The sequence below is a fragment of the Parasphingorhabdus sp. genome, assembly GCF_039968395.1.
Classification (GTDB): domain Bacteria; phylum Pseudomonadota; class Alphaproteobacteria; order Sphingomonadales; family Sphingomonadaceae; genus Parasphingorhabdus.
The window spans coordinates 31,735-53,417 of record NZ_JBDVPV010000004.1; the positions used below are offsets into that span (position 1 = coordinate 31,735).

Consider the following 21,683-nt stretch of genomic DNA (forward strand, 5'->3'; position numbering starts at 1 on the left):
TCCTTTTACTGCCGCAGCATCTCGCGGGAAACAATCATCCGCATGACCTGATTAGTGCCTTCCAATATCGAATGGACGCGAAGGTCACGCCAAAAACGTTCAATGGGATAATCCTGCAAATAACCATAGCCGCCAAAAAGTTGCAGCGCGTCGTTCACGATTTTCGAGCCATTGTCAGTCGCCAGTCGCTTGGCCATAGCAGCGAATTTCGTCTTGTCTGGCGCCCCCTCTGTCACTTTGGCAGCCGCCATGTAAAGCAGTGCTCGCGCAGATTCGAGATCGGTTGCCATATCGGCCAACATGAACTGGGTATTCTGGAAATCGGCAATCGCCTTGCCGAATTGCTTGCGCTCTTTGGTATAGCCAACCGCTTCGTCCAGACAGCGCTGCGCTCCGCCCAACGAACAGGCACCAATGTTCAGTCGCCCGCCGTCAAGTCCGGCCATCGCGATGCGAAAACCTTCGCCTTCATCACCAACGCGATTCTCCAAAGGAACTTTGACATTGTCGAAATTCACTTGCGCGGTCGGCTGTGAATGCCAGCCCAGCTTCTTCTCTTGCGCGCCAAAGCTTACGCCTTCCATGTCCTTGTCAATCACCAGACAAGTTACACCACCGGAGCCGTCATCCGATGTTCTTGTCATCGTGACATAAACTTCATTGGCGCCGCCGCCTGAGATGAATTGCTTGGAACCGTTGACGATATAGTGGTCGCCATCCCGCTCGGCTTTGGTCTTGAGCGAAGCGGCATCTGAACCTGCTCCGGCTTCGGTCAGACAATAGCTGGAAATCTTTTCCATCGTAATGAGATCAGGCAAATATTTGTCTTTGACGACCTGCGCGCCAAAGGTATCAATCATCCAGCTCGCCATATTGTGGATAGAGATAAAGGCGCTCGTTGACGGACAGCCGTAGGCCATGGCTTCCATGATGATAGCACTTTCCAATCGGCCCAATCCTATGCCACCGGATTCTTCCGACACATAAATTCCGCCAAAGCCAAGCTCTGCTGCCTGCTTGATCGTATCACGCGGAAAGATGTGCTTCTCATCCCATTCCGCCGCGTGCGGGGTAATCGCATCAGCGGTAAATTTTACCGCCATATCCTGTATGGCGAGTTGATCTTCTGTCAGTGCAAACTGGTTCATTTTGACCTATTTAACTTCCGTTTTGTGGTGCTCGGCAACACGCTCCGTTTCGCGCATCACCCGCAAAATGTTTCCTCGTGATATCTTGGCGAGATCATCTTTTTTATATCCGCGCCGAACAAGTTCCGCGAACAGAACGGGATATGTTGCGACATCCTGCATATCATCCGGCAAGAACCGGACGCCGTCATAGTCTCCGCCAATCCCGATATTGTCGATCCCCGCAACTTTGCGAATATGATCGACATGATCGGCAACATCGGATGCAGTTACGGCCGGCATCGAATTGGAATCACGCCAACTTGTCATATGTGCATCCCGTCGTTTTTCTTCACCGGGATATAACGCCTTGGCGCGCGCGTCTTCGGCTTTTTCAGCCGCTTCCCAATCGCGCCGCTCCGCCTTGAGATAAGATGGCACGAAGGTAACCATCACCACGCCGCCATTGTCGGGAAGTCGTTTTAGAACAGAATCCGGCACATTGCGGGGATGGTCCGTGACCCCATTTGCAGAGCTGTGACTGAAAATAACCGGAGCTCGGGCAACATCAAGCGTATCATGCATCGTAGCAGGTGATACATGACTGATATCCACCATCATGCCCATCGCGTTCATTTCGTGAACCACCTGTACGCCGAATTCCGACAAGCCATCACTTTTGGGCGCATCGGTTGCAGCATCCGCCCAATCCAGCGTTTTCCAGTGGGTCAACGTCATGTACCGTGCTCCAAGCGCATATGTCTGGCGCAAAACGGCCAGCGAATTGCCAATCGAATGCCCGCCTTCCATACCAATCAATGATGCAATACGACCGGACTTGTTTGCACGCTCGACATCGTCAGCTGTCAGGGCGATTTCGAGATCGCGATATTCGTTTGCCAAACGGTGCACGATGTCAATCTGCTGAATGACCCGCTCGACAGCTTCGGCCTGTGGCAATTCCGGATCAATCCAGACCGACCAGAATTGTCCACCGACTTTGCCGGCTTTCAAACGTGCAATATCCGTATGCATCGGCTTTGGAGCCGGCCCCGGCGTTTCCAGCGTATCGCGGAAATCAAATTTGGAGAAGTCACTGTCAAACCGCCCTCTGATTTGCGCAGGAACGTCATTATGCCCGTCAATTATCGGGTGTGTGTTGAGTACTTCCTGCGCGGTAGCCTCAGGTGTTTGGGCAAAGGTTGTCGGCGTCGTGACCACCAGCGAGACTGCCGCAACGGCAATCGGGAGAATCCTGTTTTTCATGCGAGGGAACTTACTCGCGCAGCACTCTCTCGGCAAATAGCTTTTTTGCTACTTTTGGATCATTTCGCTGATACCAGCGCGATCCAATATTTCGTTCTGCAGCCAGCATCTGGGTTCGGGTTCCATCCGCGAAGGCAACATCCGGCTCCATATCAACCATGGGATCTGCATAAGCTTCATCGGCGGTCACAATTTCCCAGCCATCTGCCTTCAAAGCAACGGCCAGGTCGTCGACGAACATGGCCGCTAGATCAGTCTCATGGAGCAAGATCATCTGAACCGGAGCACGGCCCAATGTACGGCGGGCCAACTCATCGGAGAAATTGGCAGACTGGACATAGGATTCAACGAACAGATCACGCAAGGCACTCCAATCCATCATCTTTTCGTTCTTCGCCGCAGCAAGAGCGAGGTCTTCCATATGCCAGTCGGATGCGTCGACAGTTACATAACCATTGATCAGATTGCGCTTCCTCAATCCTGCGCGAACGGCATCTCTTTTCGCCTTGTTTTTCCCGCCTTCATCGAGAAATGGAAACCGGAACCAAGGCCTGTAATTGGGCCGGCCCAACAGCCAGGCTTCCGCAGCATCGATATCGGCCAGGAAAGTTTGAACCGACACTGCAGACAATCTCGAATGTCGAGCGGTATGATTGGCGAGAACATGCCCCTCGCCAGCGTACCGCATCACGGTTTCCGCATCGCTGTCGCTTTCGGTTATGCGGCCGGGGTTTACGAAGAAGGCGGCTTGCTCAATCCCGCCGTGACGGAGAGCTTCCAGCAGCAATCCGGGCCGTTCTTGCGATTGTAAAAATGCACCGGGTCCGCGCGGGACATCATCGAAACTGAAGGCAATTCTCTTGCCGGTATCTTCGGCTGGAGCCTGTACCGCCGTTTTGACATTTTCCCTGGTCGGCGGCACGGGCGATTGCGCCAGCATTTGCAGCACGACAAATATGGAAATGCCCAGCAGCATTAGTATCGCAAACACCCGAGGCGAAAGCGCCATCATGGTTTATTCCCGACAAAATGGAAACGCACAGACATTGTTCGCGAACACTCCTGGACAGCGACAAAAGGCCCTTGTCCCAAGCCTGACCGCGCTTTTCCAGATATATTCCGTTGCTGTCCTGAATCGAGACTGGCCGACTTGCGCGGTTATCCCATCGTCGGAATGACAAAAGCATCCTTGTTCGAACCATCCGCAGTCCCATCCGGCCAGCGCGATGTGATGGTCTTGACCTTGGTCCAGAACTTCACACCTTCCATACCGTGCTGGTTGGTATCGCCAAAGGCACTGCGTTTCCAGCCGCCGAAAGAGTGGTAAGCCACCGGAACCGGGATCGGTACGTTGATACCAACCATCCCGACATTGACACGGCTGGCAAATTCGCGCGCCGCATGACCATTGCGCGTAAAAATTGCCACGCCATTGCCATATTGATGCTGGCTGGGCAGCGCCAATGCTTCTTCGAAGTTTTTGGCACGGACGATTTGAAGTACCGGTCCAAAAATCTCTTCCTTGTAGCTTTCCATATCGGTCGTGACCCGATCAAACAGGGAAGGTCCGATGAAACATCCATCTTCATGGCCCTGCAAAGAAAATCCACGTCCATCAACAACCAGTTCGGCGCCTTCGTCGACACCTTTTTGAATCCAGCCTTCGACTCGCTGCTTGTGCGCATGGTTGACCACCGGCCCATAATGCGCCTCTTCATCGGTTGAGACACCAACCCTGAGAGCTTCCATGGCCGGAATCATCTTTTCGCGCAGGCGATCAGCGGTATCATCGCCGACGGGCACCACCACTGGCAATGCCATGCAGCGTTCGCCTGCCGAACCAAAGGCCGCTCCGGAAAGATCCGTCACGACCTGATCGAGATCAGCATCCGGCATCACGATACCATGGTTTTTGGCGCCGCCCATCGCCTGAACTCGTTTTCCAGCAGCCACACCGCGGCGATAAACATGATGCGCAATATCGGATGAGCCGACAAAGCTAACCGCGCCGATTGCCTGATGATCAAGAATGGCATCAACCATTTCCTTGTCACCATGAACACATTGCAAAATTCCTTCCGGAAGTCCGGCTTCCAGCATCAATTCGGTCAAACGGACGGGAACCGAAGGATCACGTTCTGATGGCTTCAAAATGAACGCGTTGCCGGTCGCAATCGCAGGTCCGAACATCCACATCGGAATCATAGCGGGAAAGTTGAATGGCGTGATACCCGCGCCGATACCGATCGGCTGACGCATGGAATAGACATCAATGCCAGGACCCGCGCCTTGCGTATATTCGCCCTTCAGCACGTGCGGGATCCCGCAACAAAATTCGATTACTTCCAGGCCGCGCTGCACATCACCTTTGGAATCTGCAATCACTTTACCATGTTCGCTGGAGAGCATGTGCGCGAGCTCGTCCATATGCGCTTCGACAAGTTCTTTATATTTGAACATTACCCGGGCACGGCGCTGCGGATTTGTTGCAGCCCAAGCCGGTTGCGCCGCGAGAGCCGCTTCTACTGCGGTATCGAGAACGGCCTGATTTCCAAGCTCCACTTCAGCCTGAACTCCGCCATTATTTGGATCAAATATATCGCTTGTCCGGCCGCTCGCTGCGGGTGGGGAATTGGCGAGAACATGGGTTACCGTGCGCATTGCGAAAGACTCCTGATTGCTTTTGCGGGCTATATGCTATTTACCGCGGCAATGCACAACTCCTGTGACCCTATCTTTATTGGCAATCCCCGATGAGCTCTGCCGAGATCACATCTACGGCGGCTCAAGCCCAAGGTCAAAACCGCCCAATTGCGGGGATTCTGACAAGACTGGCCGCGATGCTGTCGCTGGCAATCATGTTTGGCTTCGTAAAACTGGCCGGGCAAGAAGGCGTCCATGTTACCGAAAGTCTATTTTATCGGCAGCTAACCGCGATGCCGCTAATTTGCATTCTGATCTGGCGTAGCGAAGCCGGGTGGCCCGCGATCAAATCTGACAAGCACAAGCTGCACCTCATGCGCTCCGTCCTTGGGATATTTGCAATGGGCCTGAACTTTTGGGCGATGACACTCCTGCCCCTGGCCGATGCAACAACAATCAGCTTCACGGTCCCGATTTTCGCAACCATGTTTGCCGCGCTGATCCTGAGGGAAAAAGTGGGTGTCCAGCGCTGGACGGCCATCTTGATCGGATTTGTTGGCGTGCTGATCGTTATCCAGCCGGGGGGAACTCTTATTCCGGCATTCGGGGCTGCGGTGGCTTTGGCAGGCGCACTCGTCACGGCCTCGGTTACGCTGGTCATCCGGGTACTGGGCCGAACCGAAACCAGTATTGTCACCATTTTCTGGTTTTCGGTTTACACATTGCCGGCCCTGGCCCTGTGTGCGTGGATATATGGAGGCGGTCATGACCCGAAAACCTGGGCATATCTGCTTGGAGTGGGAGTTTTTGGAGCTCTGGGCCAGCTTACGATTACGCAATCCCTCCGTTTTGCGCCGGTTTCAACGATCATGCCGATGGACTATAGTGCCCTGATCTGGGCAACAGTTATCGGCATCGCCGTATTCGGTCAGTGGCCCGGCCTTTCGATCTGGCTCGGCGCACCGATCATTATCGGCTCCGGTTTGTTCATCGCATGGCGTGAACATGTGAAATCTGTAAAACTGCAAACTACCTCAAATTGACGACTTGGCAAAAGCGGCTGAAACGCATAGCCTTTTGCCAAATGAGGGAGAAGAACATGCGAAACGTCTTGTATTGGCTGACTGCAGCTGCGGCGGTCATTTGGTTAGCGGGAACCGCATCGGCAAGTGACAGTCCTGCAGAACTCCCTTATCCCGAAGTCACAGTTTACGAAGCCGCGAAAATCATCACAATGGAACCAGGCTTTCCCGAAGCCAGATTTGTCGCCACTGCGGATGGGATCATCCTCGGTCTGGCGAACGAGCTGGACGCATTGGACGCCTGGACGCGGGGTCGGAGCGTCACCGTTAATCGCGATTTTGCCAAACAGATACTGATGCCGGGCTTTGTCGAGCCGCATATCCACCCGATGCAGACGATCATGATGCTGCCGATCCCGTTCATCAGCCCGGAAAGCTGGGAACTTCCCGGAAAATCCTATCCCGCAGTCCGGGGCAAGGCAGACTATGAAACGCGGTTGCGCGAAGAACTGGCAAAAAGTCAGGCTGAGCTCTTCATCACCTGGGGTCATCACAAGCTATTCCACGAAGATATCGATCGCGCTGAACTGGACCGGATCGCGCCCGATCGCGCGGTGGTTATCTGGCAGCGCAGCTTTCACGAGATCATTGCAAACAGCGCGGCGATGGAGCTGCTCGGGCTGGGAAGCAAAGCGGAATTCGAGAAAGAAATCATCAAGCCGGGAGTAGACCCCAGTCACGCCGATTATGAGCGCGGGATACTCAGCGAGACCGCACTTTTCAACGGTGTCGACAAGCTGCGCCCTTACCTGTTTTCACCTGAAAAAATCCAGCAGGGCCTGGCCGATATGCGTCAGATGATGTTGGAAAACGGAGTCACAACCAGCGCGGATTTGGCTTTTGGCGGATTTGGTGGACCAGAGATGGAATCTAAACTTTTCAAAAGCTTGTATGATCAACCTACGACACCATCTCGCATATTGGCGATACCGGTCGCTACGTTGATCAAAGACGATCCCAATGTCTGGCTCAAAGACATCAAGGCGAAATATGAAAGCGACAAATTCTTCTTTTCAAACCGGGTGAAGCTATTCGCAGACGGAGCCTTTTTCGCACAATATATGCAAATGAACCCGCCCGGTTACAGCGATGGCCATGAAGGAAAATGGCTGACTGAACCAGAGGAACAAGAAAAACTGACCCGGCGGTTCTGGGATGCTGGCTGGAATCTGCATACGCATGTCAACGGCGACAAGGGTCTCGATGTCGTGCTCGATATTTCCGAAAAGCTCCCGGTACGTGCCGGCCAGAAACTGATCATGGAGCATCTTGGCTATTCCACTGAGGCGCAAAACCGGCGGATTGCCCAAATGGGCATCTATGTATCAGCTCAGCCCAACTACATCCGCATCCTGGGCGATGCCTATGCCCGGACCGGCCTTGGCCCCGACCGGGCTGCACAGATGAACAGGCTGGGCTCGCTCGAACGAAAAGGCGTACCATTGGGGCTCCACAGCGATTTCAACATGGCGCCCATTGATCCGCTCTATCTTGCGTGGGTCGCAAGCAACCGGATCACACTGGACGGTAATCTCAAAGCGCCCGAGGAGAAGCTTTCGCTCGACAAGGCCTTGCGCGCAATCACCATCGAAGCGGCTCAGGTCATCGGGATGGATGCCAAGGTCGGCTCCCTTGCCACCGGAAAGAAAGCTGATTTTACGGTACTTGGACAGGATCCATACGCGGTAGGTGCTGCAAACTTGCGGGATATCAAAGTTTACGGCGTAATATTCGAGGGCGAGTGGTTTCCAGCCCATTAGGACAAGACCGAATTCGAAACAGGAGAGAACCAGACATGCACTTGACCCAAATGCTGAACAGCGCTGCAGATTCCCGTCCCAATCACATTGCGACCATTGACGGTGATCGTCGCAAAACCTGGGAAGAAACTCGCCAGCGTGTCATGCGACTGGCTAGCGCGCTGCGGTCACTGGGCATGGCAGAAGGCGACCGGGTCGCCATATTGGCGCTGAATACCGACCGCTATACTGAATATATGTTCGCGGTCTGGTGGGCGGGTGGCGCGGTTGTCCCCATGAATACGCGCTGGTCAGCCACGGAAAATGCTTACTCACTCAATGATTCCCAATCAGAAATCCTGTTCGTGGACAAGCATTTCGCACCCATGGTTCAAGAAATCGGCAGCGATGCCGAAACCGTCAAAACCATCATTTATCTCGAAGAAGACGTGCCCGACGGAATGCTTTCCTTTGAAGAACTGATCGCAAATCACGAACCTTGCGAAGATGCGATGCGGATGGATGATGACCTTGCAGGCCTCTTCTACACTGGCGGAACTACCGGCTTTCCCAAGGGCGTGATGGTGTCGCAAAAGGCGCTCTGGTACAATAACATGGCGCTAGGCGGACAGGCGAATTTCAGGAGCGATTCGATTTATCTCCACACGGCGCCAATGTTCCATATGGCCGATCTGGCAGCAGGCGGCGGTGCCATGATGGCGGGCGGAACCCATGTTTATGTGCCGTCCTTTGAACCCGTTTCGACAATGGCCGCAATCGCAGATAACAAAGTCACCCACGCTTTGCTGGTGCCGACGATGCTTGGAATGGTGCTGCAGCATCCGGAATTTGATGTCGCCAGTTTCGACTCTGTCACAAATTATCTCTACGGCGCATCACCGATGCCCGAGGGTCTGCTGAGGCAGGCAATGACCTTGTTACCCGATGTGGATTTTTCACAAGCCTATGGTCAGACGGAAATGGCACCCCTCGTCACGATCCTCGATCCCTGGGATCATGTTCTGGAGGGCGAAAAGTCCAAACAGATCCGATCCGCCGGCCGACCGGCCTGGGGTTGCGAGATCAAAATTGTTGACGAGAACGGCAATGAAGTACCCAAGGGCACGGTCGGCGAAATCGCGGCGCGCAGTCCCGGTAACATGCTGGGCTATTGGCAACAACCGGAACAGACCGCAGCGGCTCTGGTCGATGGCTGGGTTCACACCGGAGATGGCGCCTATCAGGACGAGGACGGCTTCGTCTATATTGTCGACCGGATGAAGGACATGATAGTCTCCGGCGGCGAGAATGTGTTTTCTGCCGAAGTCGAAAGCGCGCTCTCCACCCACCCGGATGTCGCCGGAGCCTGCGTGGTCGGTATTCCCAGCGAACAATGGGGAGAAGCAGTGCACGCGATCATCATTCCGTCAGAAGGCGCATCACCCGATGCCGATGCAATCATTGCTCACTGCAAAGACCAGATCGCCGGATACAAGTGCCCGCGCTCTATCGATTTCCGCAGTGAACCGTTCCCCCTGTCAGGAGCCGGCAAGGTACTGAAACGCGACCTGCGGGCGCCCTATTGGGAGGGGCAGGACAAGAGCGTAAGCTAGGCTGGCGACAGCCATCCAAGTCACCGAATAACTCAAATAGGGACAAGCAAGAACTAGGTCTTGTTTTTAAACTTACTTGTAATAGAGTTACAGAATCGGGGGCGATACAGACTATATGAAGTTTTTTACTCTTGCACTGATGTGCATAATACAAATTTTGATGAGCTCGAATGCGCAAGCTTCGGCAGAGCCGATATTTGCAAAGCCCGGAGAATGGGTCCAGATAGCAAATCTCGACCAAATACTGGAAGACAATCCTGAAAGCGAAGCGCTATTGGTCATACTTGACCAGCAAAAGCAGCTCGATCCGGGAATGGTTTCTTCCTACCGGGATGTTGCTGTTCGAATAGAATCTGCCAAGACGATGTCGCGCATGATGTCGCTGTTCCGGCCGTCATGGCATCCCGATCAAGGCGATTTGATCATTCACCGCTATGAGATCGTTCGCGGATCCCAACTTATCGATCTGACCGCAAAGGATGATGTTTTTGAAGTCATTCGTCGGGAAAGAAATCTCGAAAGACAAATGATCAATGGCATGCTTACGACGATCACCCAGATCGAAGATTTGCAGCTTGGTGATATCGTCCGACTGAGCTTTACCATCACCACGCAGAATAAGGCGTTGGCCGGCAGAGTCCAAACAATCGGGGGTTTTACGAGCGAAAACTTCAATATTGATTTCACGCGCCAGCTGGTTCGCTGGCCGGACAAAATGAAAATTAAATGGCGCGGATCGAAAGAGGATATTGTACCGGAGCAAAGCCGTCAGAACGGATGGAATATCCTGAATTTTGGATATCGAACAAAAGATCAGGATTTCAAAATCCCGAAAAATGCTCCCGCGCGCTTTAAGAAGAAGAATTATTTTGAAGTCAGTAGCTTTGCGTCATGGGCAGACGTTGCACGGGTTAATTCCGCGCTTTACCCGGAAAATGATGGCATCGAGGCGGGCGGAGATCTGGATCTCGAAATTCAGGCAATTGCTGAACAGACTACAGACAAAAAGGAGCGTATGGCCCTCGCATTGCGTCTGGTGCAAGACAAAATTCGTTATCTGTACAACGGCATGGGATTTGGAAATTACACACCACAAACCCCGGAAGATACATGGCGGATGCGATATGGCGACTGCAAAGCAAAGACCTATTTGCTTTTGGCAGCGTTGCGCCGGCTGGGGATCAAGTCAGTTCCCATGCTCGTCAACACAAAACAGCGGGACGCGGTCGCTGAACGACTTCCATCATTCCAGGCGTTCAACCATATCATCGTGAAAGCCGAACTGGATGGGAAAGTATATTGGCTGGATGGCACACACAGCGGAACGCGTCTTGCCGACATGGCGGATTCACCTACGCATCGCTATGGATTACCAAGTCAAAAAAGAAATGCTGCCCTCGAAGAAATTCCCATCCGTCGCCCCGGGCGCCCGTACCAGATGGCCAAAGTTACCTATGATCTGGCGGCTGGAACGGATTTGCCGGCTCCATTTGAACTTAAAGCGACCTTGCGCGATAGCGATGCGCAAAAACTGAAAGATGCAATTACCCAGTTATCAGCAGAGAAAACGAAGGAAGTTCGGGAAAAACTGGCTCTTCAATATGTTTTGGAGGGGCTGATAACCGAATCAGATTTTACTTATGATGAAGAACTGGAGACTGGCTATCTGACAGCCAAAGGTTTGGCTTATCTGGGCTGGAAAACCAAATCCGACAAGCGCAGGCACGAGCTTTGGAGCATGCCCAGTACCTTCAAAATTCAGAAGAGTCGCGACAAGGAAGAACTGCGCGATCTGCCGGTACAATTGAGCTATCCAATTTATTTCAAATACCAGGCAATCTATGAATTGCCAGAGAGATACGAAAATTCGGAAATGCTTGGCAGAACTGACGTCAACGAAGAAATTGGTGGATATCAGTTTAGTCGTTCTGTGCGAAAAGAAGGCACCAGAGTCATTTCCGACGAAGAATATTACATGAATCGCTGGGAGTTACCGGCATCCGAGTTTGAACCAGCCAGAAAGAAGCTCGCCTTGTTGAATCGAAAAGATGTCGAAATTGTTCTGCCAGCGGATGCGCCCGGCCCCTGGCTGGAAGTCGAGAATTACAAAGCCTCAAGCGGAATCGAAAAGCACAAGGCGGCGTTTGACAGACATGTTGCGATTGCCAAGGTTGATGACGATGGTCCGCTGCGGAACCGGGCCTATTTTTTCCAGACGATCGGTGATTATGAGCGCGCGATCACTGACCTTAAGGCGGCGCTGGCCATTGAATCCAATTCTGAAAATTACAAATGGCTTGGTGATCTTCAACTGGGCATTGATCCTGAATCTGCGTTGGCCAGTTACACGAAAGCAACTGAGATCAAACCGGCATATTTCGACGCATTGCTCGAAATTATCAGGCTTCACGTGCGTGACGGAAAATATGACGAGGCAAATTTGGTTCTGGAAAACGCCAAAAAAGACGGCTTGAGCGACACCAGTGCAGACTCTCTGCAGATTGAAATTTTGCAGGCAGAGGGAAGGTTCGATCAGGCCCTGGAAATGATGAATACTCTTGTCGACGAGGAACCCGATAGCGCAACTTATCTGGCTGACCGCTGTCTGTTGCGGATGATGGAGAAAATTGACCTTGATCTGGCGCTTGAAGATTGCACGAATGTGATCGAGCTGTCGCAACGCAGTTCTTATTTTCACTTTATCCGGGCACTGGTTCATTACCGCCAAGGCAATTATGATCTGGTCGTCAATGATCTCGACAAAGCTGTAAAAGCCAATGACAATTACGGGTATGTTTATCATTTGAGGGCTGCCGCACATGGCAAACTGGGGAACAAACTCAAGTCTGAAAACGACATGAAAGCTGCCAGGTTTCACTATAAATATGCGGGCTGGTACTGGAGCAAATTCATCAACTGAATTCAGACCAGTGGATCTATTGATGCGTTCGCGGCCCCGGTCAGTGAATAGATGATTCAGACAGAGGACCGCGAACGTGGACTTCTTTTCCTACATCGACATGTCCATCACCGGAGCAATTTCAATGGTTCCACCCATGGTGATATGCGGGGATATCTTGGTCATTTCTATAGCTGCAGCCAGATCCGCTGCTTCTATGGTCGTGATACCGGACAAAGGATTCGGTCCACCATCATCGCTTACGCCGTCGGGGCCGACAGTCGTCGATTGCCCGACCGCCACGCCCCGGTCAATCACGGCATCGCCAAGGCCATCCATCCAGGCCATCCAGTCTGCCATGTGTTTCTGACCTTCTTCCGGTGACATCGCACTGGGGCCGCCGTGATACGCGAGGATAAATTTCTGCATTTTCATTCTCCTTTTGGGGTTTGGAAGTTTGTTGGCTCGCCCCTTATTGCGGCGATCTAAATATGTTAAAGAACATTTTTAAATCTATGTTAGGCGATGTTCCAAGGAGACAGTTCCATGCCATATAGCGCAGAACACAAGCAGCGGAGCCGCGCGAGGATTGTTGAGGCGGCCCGCATTTTATTCAATCGCCACGGCTTTCAGGACGTGACGATCGACCGGGTGATGGAAAGAGCCGGAATGACCCGTGGCGGCTTCTATAATCACTTCAAAAACAAGGAAGAACTCTATCAGGCCGCAGTATCCAGCTTTCTGCACGGACGTGGTGCCGAGTGGCGCAAGGATGCCGGCGTCGATCCTGCCAGCCCCGGCCATGTTATTATGCGCCAGATGATAATGGGATATCTTTCGCCGGAACATCTGGGAGATATTGACGGCCAATGTCCGATGATCGCGCTTCCCTCTGATATTGCGCGCTCCAATCCTGACGTACAGGCTTCCTATCAGCAATTGCTGCAAGCGATGGTCGGGCTGTTCGAAAACGGAATGGCTGATGGAAAGACAGGCGGCCGTGAACAGGCTCTGTCTCTGGCAGCCTTGTGTGTCGGCGGGATGGTCATCGCCCGATCTTTGCCGGATTCGGATCTCGCCGAGGAAGTGCGGATGGCCGCGCAGAGTTTTGCGCTGGGCCAGTTTGAACAGGCGTCACCATCGCGCTAATGGGCTCAGAACGGGAAAAATTCTCCGGCGGTTTCAGTCAGCCGGTTTGGAATTTATCAGGTCCGCGGAGAGATTGATCCAGTCGATAAATCCCCAGTCATCAGGATGTTCTTCTGCAAGTAGCCGTCGTGTCTTACTTCGACCGGTGTCGATGTCTTTTGGAGCAATCGCACAATCTTTGTCGAGCGAATGAAAGGTGCGAACGATGGGTGCAGCATAATCGGACGGAGATTCTCCGATCACAATGCCAAGTTCATCCCGATCCATCCGCACCAGCGTCCCGATTGGCAATATTCCAAGGCTCTCGACAAAACTTCGCAGGACGAGCTGGTCAAAATGTCCCTTCCATGACTGCATCTTGGCAAGCGCCTGCGATGCCGAGAGCGGCTTGTTATATGATCGCTGGGATGTCAGCGCGTCATAGACATCACAGACGGCAGACATACGGGTAAACAGGCTGAGACTGGAAGCCGGAATCTTGCCGGGATAACCGGTGCCATCCATTTTTTCGTGATGCCGAAGGCAGACCTCCAGCGCGATGTCGGATACGCCTTCTGACGCCGACAGAATGTCGTGGCCTCTTTGGGGATGGTTGCGCACCGTCACCCACTCCGTGTCATCCAGTTTTCCAGGCTTCAGCAAGATGTCATCAGGAATTGCCATTTTGCCGACATCGTGAAGCATACCCGCCATTCCGATATCGTTGATCTGCGCTTCGGGCACACGCATTTGACGCGCCAGGTTGATCATCAGCGCACAAACAGCAACCGAATGGAGATAGGTATATTCATCCTTTGACTTCAGTCTTGCCATGTTCAGAATGATGGTGGGGTCCACATCGACCGAACTGGAGATACGTTCCACCAGTGGTGCTATTTTGCGGGATTTGACCGCATTGCCAAGTCGGGCATCCCCAAACAGTGCCATGACGGCAGTTCGTGAACGCTTGATCGTGGTGGATGCCTTGCGAATTTCTGCTGCACGCTCGCGCGGAGAAAGTCGTTTTGCACTCCGTTCTGCCAATGGAGGCAAATATGATCGATGGTGATCCGATGGAAGCTGCTTTTGTTTCGGAGACGGTTTTCTTGAACGTACCGCCAATTTTGTACCAGGCGGTTGGCTTTTGCGCTGCGCGTGCTCGGGCGATCCTTTGCCCCTGGCATCATCAATCGTTACCCAGCCCACTTCACCGGACATCAGCGCTTCCAGTTGCTCAGCTTCGTTCAGAACAAATCTGGAGCGCCAAAATGAATGTTCGAACCAGGACCCCTCCATGGAATGGATGAACATTCCCAGTTCAAGATCGCTTGTCTTGATTTTGTGGAGCATTTCGTTGACACCTTTATGTACCAGACCAATATGTCTGTTAACGGCACGAATCAGCGTCGTTTTAGCCTAAAAAAATGTACTGGCTCGTATCGGGTCGTGGAATATCCGTGTTGCAACTTCAAAGCATCTCGGGCGTTGACTTTCCTTCAGTTAACCCCACGCTCCTGCCCTTCCCAATAAGGCGCGCGCAATTCCCGTCGTAAAATCTTTCCACTCGCATTTCGGGGTAATTCCGGAATTACATCCACCGACTTGGGAACCTTGAATCCGGCTATCCGTTCACGAGCCCAGGCGATGACGCTGTCGGTATCGACTTCGCCAGCATCGGACTTGGGTGACACGACCGCCTTGACCGCCTCGCCCCACTTTGGATCAGGAATACCGATAACTGCGACTTCATTCACCTGCGGGTGGCCAAAGATCGCATTTTCGACTTCTGCCGGGTAGACATTCTCGCCGCCGGAGATGATCATGTCTTTCACCCGGTCCTTGATGTAGAAATAGCCGTCTTCATCCATGATCGCGGCGTCGCCGGTATAGAGCCAGCCATTTTCATCCACCGTCTCTGCAGTTTTAGCGGTGTTGTTGAAATAGTGCAGCATGTTCAGGCCGGATCGGGTCGCTATTTCGCCAATTGTGCCGGGCGTGACTTCGTTGCGATTCTCATCGACGATCTTCATCTCCACTCCGGGCAACGGAATGCCGATACCGCGCATGCGCTCATTACCGCCGGGATCATGATCCTCTGGTGGCAAAATACATACGGTGCCCGTGGTCTCGGTCATGCCATATTGCTGGCAAAACAGGGCGTTGGGCATGGTCTGGATGCATTGCTGCAGCAGCGCCAGAGGGATTGGTGCAGCACCGTAAGTAACCGAGCGCAATTTGCTGAAGTCGGTATCTTGTGCACGCGGAACGCTGACCAGCATTTGCAGGGCGGTCGGCACAAGGAAAAACTGGTTGAGTCCCTTGTCGATGCAATCCAGCACGGCATCAGGGGTGAATTCGGGGATTACCATCATCGTTGCGCCATTATAAAATGCAATCGGCCCGATACCGGACCCGGCAATATGAGCACATGGCATGACCGCCAGCGTGCTGTCTTCAGGACCTATGTCAATCCATGCATGCTCCGGTTTGTTCTCGACAAGTGGCCTCATTTTAAAGAGGTTGTCATTTGTCAGCACCGCGCCTTTGGGATTGCCCGTCGTCCCCGACGTATAAAGCTGCAGCACGCCTTCACTGGAGTCTGTTTCCGGCAAATCAGCGGGCATCGTCTTGACCAGCCATTCATCCAGTGATTGCAGACCGTCTGCTTCTCCGGCCACCAGAATCTGTTCGACACTTCCCGCCTCTTCCGCGGCATTTCTGGCAACGTCAGCGAAATCGGGCTGGCAGATCAGCAGCGGTGCCTTTGTATCCTTGAGAACATAGGCGACTTCCGGTGCAGCCAGTCGCCAGCCGATCGGAGCAATGACCAGACCTGCACGACTCGCGGCCGCAAATAGAGTAAAATAGAGTCCGCTATTCTTGCCGAGCCAGCAGACCCGATCACCCTTTTTCAATCCCGATCCGGTCATTGCTCGGGCATAGTCTGTGACCAGCACATCAAGTTCACGATAGGTCAGAGCACCCGCGGAATCATCAAGCGCGATATTATCAGGATTCTTCGCCGCCCAATGTGCAATGGACGACCCCATGCAAATTCGTGTTTCCTTGCCCATCTTCCCCAGCTCCATCTTGTTTTGCAGAAGGTGTTAAGCGGTCGCTTAAATCATGGCAAGGACGATAGTTCTATAGTTTCCGATAGATAAGGGAAATATTATTGGCTGGCATTTCAATGAGATCATGCTGACTGAATTCGGTTTTTGTCGCCAGCGCATCCATATCCGCCACGTCTCTTATGCCCCATTGCAGGTTCCGGCTCTTGAGGCTGCGTTCAAAATCGAGATTACCCTGTGCCGGAGGAACATCTGCACGGAAATACGGTCCGTAAAGAAAAAGCGGTGCGCCGGGTTGCAGCAACTGCTTTGCTTTTTCGAACAAACCAATTGTCGCTTCCCACGGGCTTATGTGGATCATGTTGATGCACAGGATGGCAGCCGGAGCGCTCACGTCCCAATTTTCAGATAGCGCATCAAGTGGAAGTGGCGGCAAGATGTTGGTCATCGCTTCGCGCTTTGTCCATGCACGAATGGAACGGCAGTTTGCCGGATCGGGATCGCTGGGTTGAATGGTTATTCCCGGAAATTTCTGGCCAAAATAAACTGCGTGCTCGCCCGTTCCGCTGGCGATTTCAAGGATCGTGCCCTGCTCCGGCAATATGTCCTGCAACACCGCGGCTATCGCATCCCGATTACGCAAGGTTGCAGGCGCATGGCGTTGGGCTTCGAGCCCTGTTTGGGGGAACAGTCCGGATCCCGATTCAGTCATCGCTGATGTTTCAAAGCTTGCCGGCGCCAGACGGCGGCCAGGAAGCTGCCAATAACGACATGATAGACGGCCGATATTGCACTCGGTACCGGTGCCAGTGCCGCCTGCATCGGGTTGGCAAATTGTGCTGCGAACGTTGGCGTGGATGCAAGACTGGACCCCAACCCGCTATTTTGCATGCCGACCTCGATACTGATTGTGCGGCGCTCTTCCACGCCAAAACCAAGTACCTTTGTGAACAAATAACCGAGTGAGAAACCGAATACATGAAGCAGCAACACCGCAAACAACAACAGGCCGAAATGCTCTTCGATCAATGGCTTGGAAGCCGCGATGATACCACCCACAATCAGGACGACAACGATCACGGAGGCAAGTGGTGAAATCACGCTGATCCGGCTGGTCATTTTCGGGAAGAAGCGATTGAGAAAAACCCCCGCGACAACCGGTACAAGTACGATCGACACCATGTTGACAAATAGGTTCCAGCGATCAATTTCTACAAATTTTCCGGCAAGCCAACCTGTCAGCAGCGGGGTTGCAATGACCGCAATCAATGTTGATGCCATTGTCATGGTCACCGATAGCGCCAGATTGGCGCGGGCCAGATAAGCGACCACGTTGGAAGCAGTGCCGCCGGGACAGCAAGATACAAGGATGATTCCGACTGCCAGTCCTGCTTCCAGCTCCATGCCGGATGCGATCAAAATGCCGGCCAGAGGCATCAGCGTAAATTGGATTGCCACACCGGCTGCCACACATTTTGGAATGCGCCCGATGCGCCGAAAATCATCGAACGAAAGCGTCAGCCCCATGCCCAGCATGATAATCCCGAGCAGCACGCTGACCAGTGATTGCCCCATGGGCTGGAAACGCCCGTCAACGACCCAGAGAAAATGATCCGGGACAAACCAGGCCCAGGCGGTTCCCAGCACCGTCCACAGTGCAAACAGGCTGGTCAGCCGCTGGATCATTCAGCCGCTTCAACCAGTTCTTCAGGCTCATTCCAGACGAGTATGGGTTTGCGTGCGGCCTGTGTTTCGTCCAGTCGGCGGCGCGGCGCGAAATGAGGTGCGGATTTGAGCAGTTCATCGCCCGACTGGGCGCGTTCGGCGACCGAGCGCAAAGCTCCGATAAACTGATCAATCGCTGCCTTGCTTTCAGTCTCCGTGGGCTCAACCAGCATCGCGCCATGCACCACGAGCGGAAAATACATGGTCATCGGATGATAGCCTTCATCGATCAGTCCTTTTGCGAGATCCAGCGTTGTCAGATCATTTGCAAAACCCTTGTCGGAAAACAAGGCCTCATGCATGCAGGGTCCCGAGCTGGCAAAGGGGGCGTCCAGCACATCCTCGAGGCTGCGCAGCACATAATTGGCGTTGAGCACAGCATCTTCTGCAACCTGTTTCAAGCCGTCGGCGCCGTGACTGAGCATATAGGTCAGCGCACGGGTAAACATGCCCATCTGCCCATGAAACGCGACCATTCGGCCAAAACTATTGTCATGATGGTCTTCTGCGGTTTCTTCCTCGACCAGATAAAAATCGCCATTATCCTTTTTCTCGACAAAGGGAAGCGGAGCAAAAGGCGCCAGCGCCTCAGAGAAAACCACCGGGCCAGATCCCGGTCCACCGCCGCCATGCGGGGTCGAGAACGTCTTGTGCAAATTGATGTGCATTGCATCGATACCCAGATCGCCCGGGCGGACACGGCCCACAATCGCATTGAAATTCGCCCCGTCGCAATAGACCAGACCGCCAGCAGCATGAACTGCATCCGAAATCGCCTTCATGTCCGGTTCGAACAATCCGCAAGTGTTGGGATTCGTGATCATGACACCTGCAACATCTGGGCCCAATCGGGCCTTTAGCGCATCCAGATCAACGCGTCCTGCGCCGTTGGCCGGAATATCTTCAACCTTGTATCCAGCAAAAGCTGCCGTCGCCGGATTGGTGCCATGCGCACTTTCAGGAACCAGTATCACTTCCCTGGCATCACCGCGGGCTTCCAGAGCCGAGCGGATCGCCAGGATGCCGCATAATTCGCCATGTGCACCAGCTTTCGGGCTCATCGCCACGGCGGGCATTCCGGTCAGCGTCTTGAGCCACTCCGCCAATTGATAGATCGTTTCCAAAGCACCTTGTACACTGTGCATGGGCTGCAGTGGATGAATATCCGCAAAGCCTTTCAACCGGGCCATTTTTTCGTTCAATCGCGGGTTGTGCTTCATGGTGCAACTGCCCAGCGGAAACAGTCCGACATCAATCGCATAATTCTGTCTGCTGAGCCGGGTATAATGCCGAACAGTCTCAGCTTCAGACAGACCCGGAATGGCGATTTCGGAATCCCGGTCCATTCCGCCAAGGCGATTTTCAACAAATGGGGGATCCGGCAGATCCACACCGGATTGATCAAAGGCCCCTGCTTCGAAAATCAATGGCTCATCGACCATAAGGGCATGATTTCCCGTGAACGTTGCAGGTCCGGGATCACTCGACGAACGCGCATTTTCATTCTGCCGGGTCGGTCGGCCTTTGGCGAGCATGTTCATGCCAGTTCTCCTTGAAGTGCAGCAACGAGTTGATTGACATCCTCGTCACTGGTGGTCTCGGTAACCGCAACGATTACACCTTTCGACAAACCATCTTCCTCGGGGTACAACCGACCAAGTGACACGCCAGCCAATATTCGCTGATCGGCCAGCCGGCGTACCAAGGCCCTGGAACTTTTATCAAGAATAAGAGTGAACTCATTGAAAAAACTGTGATTCATCAAAGTTACACCGGAAATTCTCGACAATTTGTCCGCAGCCGCGACGGCCTTTTTGTGATTTAGCAACGCCAATTTCCGCAAACCTTTTTCACCCAGCAAAGTCATGTGAGCGGAGAAAGCCAGAGCGCAGAGCCCGCTATTGGTGCAGATGTTGGATGTCGCCTTTTCCCGGCGGATATGCTGTTCGCGGGTCGACAATGTAAGAACAAAACCCCGCTTTCCTTCCGCATCCACGGTTTCCCCGCACAAGCGTCCGGGCATCTGACGCACATATTTCTGTTTGCACCCGAACAGGCCAACATATGGCCCGCCAAATTGCAGCCCGACACCAATCGACTGACCTTCGCCCACGACAATGTCGGCACCCATTTCACCAGGCGACTTAATCGCTCCGAGAGCAACCGGCTCAGTAACCACTGCAACCAGCAAAGCCTTGTGAGCATGGGCTTTCTCCGCCAGCGCCGATATGTCGTCGATCCGGCCCAGTATATCTGGATATTGCACCACTACACAGCTTGTATCGTCGTCAATCTGATCCAGAAGATCGGCCCCGTCGGTAGCAGCATCCAGAACCGGAGCCGTATAGCTGAGCTGATCCTTGGTGAAGCGCGCCATGGTTTTGGCGACCGACACATAATGCGGGTGCAAGCCGGATGACATTATCGCCTTGCCGCGTCTTGTAATCCGCCGCGCCATGGTGATGGCCTCCCAGCAGGCGGTCGAGCCATCATACATGGACGCATTCGCGACATCGACGCCAAACAGACGCGCGACTTGCGTCTGGAATTCAAACAGCGTCTGCAACGTACCCTGCGCGATCTCGGGCTGATACGGAGTGTAGGCCGTTAGAAATTCACCGCGCTGAATAATATGATCCACACTCGCCGGAACATGATGACGATACGCCCCCGCGCCGAGAAAAAATGGCATGTCTCCCGCCGCATGGTTGCGTTTTGCCAGCGATTTCATATGTGCTTCCACTGCCATTTCACCGGCGTGCATTGGCAAATCCCTGATCGGCCCGTCCAGTTGCACATTTGCGGGCACATCAACAAACAGATCATCGATTGACTTCGCACCGATTGTAGCCAGCATATCCTGACGATCATTGGGTGTAAGGGGCAGATAACGCATCATATATTCCTTGTTTGCGTCACCCCAGCAAAGACTGGGGCCTCGGGAAAAACCAACTGGCTTTCATACATCGCATTCGAGATGCCAGCCTTCGCTGGCCCGGCGTATTAAAGTTCCTCGACAAAGGCCTTGTAAGCCTTTTCATCCATCAGATCCGCCAACTCGTCCTTGTCAGACAAGGTCAGCCGGAAAAACCAGCCATCTTCTTCGGCAGAATTATTGACGAGCGCAGGTTCGTCTTCCAGCGCGTCATTGGCTTCGATTACGGTACCGGATATCGGAGCATAGACATCCGATGCCGCTTTTACCGATTCAACGACCGCAGCATCGTCACCTTGTGCCAGCTCCGCGCCAATTTCCGGCGTTTCCACAAAAACTATGTCGCCGAGCTGCTCTTGGGCATAGTCGGTAATGCCAACCGTAGCGGTTTCCCCCTCGACATCGATCCATTCATGCTCATCGGTAAAATATCGGCTCATAATCTCGTCCTCTTC

General features: G+C 53.3%; 17 protein-coding genes. 5 read left to right on the forward strand and 12 right to left on the reverse strand.

The genetic code is table 11. The features are described from left to right. Positions 1 to 5: 5 nt before the first annotated feature. The 4 genes from ABJI30_RS09440 to ABJI30_RS09455 form a co-directional block, all read right to left on the reverse strand. Complete coding sequence (locus ABJI30_RS09440; protein WP_348017939.1) at positions 6 to 1,148, reverse strand: acyl-CoA dehydrogenase family protein; 1,143 nt, start codon at positions 1,146 to 1,148, stop codon at positions 6 to 8. Between the two features lie 6 nt (positions 1,149 to 1,154). Next, on the reverse strand, positions 1,155 to 2,393 hold the full coding sequence (locus tag ABJI30_RS09445) for a dipeptidase (RefSeq protein ID WP_348017940.1): 1,239 nt from the start codon (positions 2,391 to 2,393) through the stop codon (positions 1,155 to 1,157). Between the two features lie 10 nt (positions 2,394 to 2,403). Next, complete coding sequence (locus ABJI30_RS09450) at positions 2,404 to 3,405, reverse strand: polysaccharide deacetylase family protein (protein ID WP_348017941.1); 1,002 nt, start codon at positions 3,403 to 3,405, stop codon at positions 2,404 to 2,406. Positions 3,406 to 3,551: 146 nt separating this feature from the next. Next, a complete protein-coding gene (locus tag ABJI30_RS09455; protein ID WP_348017942.1) occupies positions 3,552 to 5,054 on the reverse strand; it encodes a CoA-acylating methylmalonate-semialdehyde dehydrogenase in 1,503 nt (500 codons plus the stop codon). Positions 5,055 to 5,146: 92 nt separating this feature from the next. Here ABJI30_RS09455 and ABJI30_RS09460 point away from each other — a divergent pair, with 92 nt between their 5' ends. From ABJI30_RS09460 to ABJI30_RS09475, 4 genes are all read left to right on the forward strand, one after another. Further along, positions 5,147 to 6,079, forward strand: a complete 933-nt coding sequence (locus ABJI30_RS09460) for a DMT family transporter (RefSeq protein ID WP_348017943.1) — start codon at positions 5,147 to 5,149, stop codon at positions 6,077 to 6,079. 56 nt (positions 6,080 to 6,135) lie between these two features. Then, a complete protein-coding gene (locus ABJI30_RS09465) occupies positions 6,136 to 7,878 on the forward strand; it encodes an amidohydrolase family protein (RefSeq protein ID WP_348017944.1) in 1,743 nt (580 codons plus the stop codon). Positions 7,879 to 7,913: 35 nt separating this feature from the next. Next, on the forward strand, positions 7,914 to 9,470 hold the full coding sequence (locus ABJI30_RS09470) for a long-chain-fatty-acid--CoA ligase (RefSeq protein WP_348017945.1): 1,557 nt from the start codon (positions 7,914 to 7,916) through the stop codon (positions 9,468 to 9,470). A gap of 160 nt (positions 9,471 to 9,630) precedes the next feature. Beyond that, positions 9,631 to 12,390, forward strand: a complete 2,760-nt coding sequence (locus ABJI30_RS09475) for a DUF3857 domain-containing protein (protein ID WP_348017946.1) — start codon at positions 9,631 to 9,633, stop codon at positions 12,388 to 12,390. Between the two features lie 90 nt (positions 12,391 to 12,480). On the opposite strand, the gene ABJI30_RS09480 is transcribed toward ABJI30_RS09475, so the two are convergent. After that, complete coding sequence (locus ABJI30_RS09480) at positions 12,481 to 12,798, reverse strand: YciI family protein (protein ID WP_348017947.1); 318 nt, start codon at positions 12,796 to 12,798, stop codon at positions 12,481 to 12,483. A 117-nt stretch (positions 12,799 to 12,915) separates the two neighbouring features. Here ABJI30_RS09480 and ABJI30_RS09485 point away from each other — a divergent pair, with 117 nt between their 5' ends. Then, on the forward strand, positions 12,916 to 13,518 hold the full coding sequence (locus ABJI30_RS09485) for a TetR/AcrR family transcriptional regulator (protein ID WP_348017948.1): 603 nt from the start codon (positions 12,916 to 12,918) through the stop codon (positions 13,516 to 13,518). 33 nt (positions 13,519 to 13,551) lie between these two features. On the opposite strand, the gene ABJI30_RS09490 is transcribed toward ABJI30_RS09485, so the two are convergent. From ABJI30_RS09490 to gcvH, 7 genes are all read right to left on the reverse strand, one after another. Beyond that, positions 13,552 to 14,847, reverse strand: coding sequence for an HD-GYP domain-containing protein (locus ABJI30_RS09490; RefSeq protein WP_348017949.1), 1,296 nt, complete (start codon positions 14,845 to 14,847; stop codon positions 13,552 to 13,554). A 146-nt stretch (positions 14,848 to 14,993) separates the two neighbouring features. Next, positions 14,994 to 16,586, reverse strand: coding sequence for a long-chain-fatty-acid--CoA ligase (locus tag ABJI30_RS09495; protein ID WP_348017950.1), 1,593 nt, complete (start codon positions 16,584 to 16,586; stop codon positions 14,994 to 14,996). 55 nt (positions 16,587 to 16,641) lie between these two features. Next, positions 16,642 to 17,280, reverse strand: coding sequence for a DUF938 domain-containing protein (locus ABJI30_RS09500; RefSeq protein ID WP_348017951.1), 639 nt, complete (start codon positions 17,278 to 17,280; stop codon positions 16,642 to 16,644). Beyond that, complete coding sequence (locus tag ABJI30_RS09505; RefSeq protein WP_348017952.1) at positions 17,277 to 18,254, reverse strand: bile acid:sodium symporter family protein; 978 nt, start codon at positions 18,252 to 18,254, stop codon at positions 17,277 to 17,279. Before ABJI30_RS09505 ends, ABJI30_RS09500 begins: the two co-directional genes overlap by 4 nt. After that, a complete protein-coding gene (gene gcvPB, locus ABJI30_RS09510) occupies positions 18,251 to 19,834 on the reverse strand; it encodes an aminomethyl-transferring glycine dehydrogenase subunit GcvPB (protein WP_348017953.1) in 1,584 nt (527 codons plus the stop codon). Before gcvPB ends, ABJI30_RS09505 begins: the two co-directional genes overlap by 4 nt. Next, positions 19,831 to 21,189, reverse strand: coding sequence for an aminomethyl-transferring glycine dehydrogenase subunit GcvPA (gcvPA, locus tag ABJI30_RS09515; protein ID WP_348017954.1), 1,359 nt, complete (start codon positions 21,187 to 21,189; stop codon positions 19,831 to 19,833). The genes gcvPB and gcvPA overlap by 4 nt, the downstream gene beginning before the upstream one ends. A gap of 107 nt (positions 21,190 to 21,296) precedes the next feature. Further along, positions 21,297 to 21,668, reverse strand: coding sequence for a glycine cleavage system protein GcvH (gene gcvH, locus ABJI30_RS09520; RefSeq protein ID WP_348017955.1), 372 nt, complete (start codon positions 21,666 to 21,668; stop codon positions 21,297 to 21,299). Positions 21,669 to 21,683: the final 15 nt, after the last annotated feature.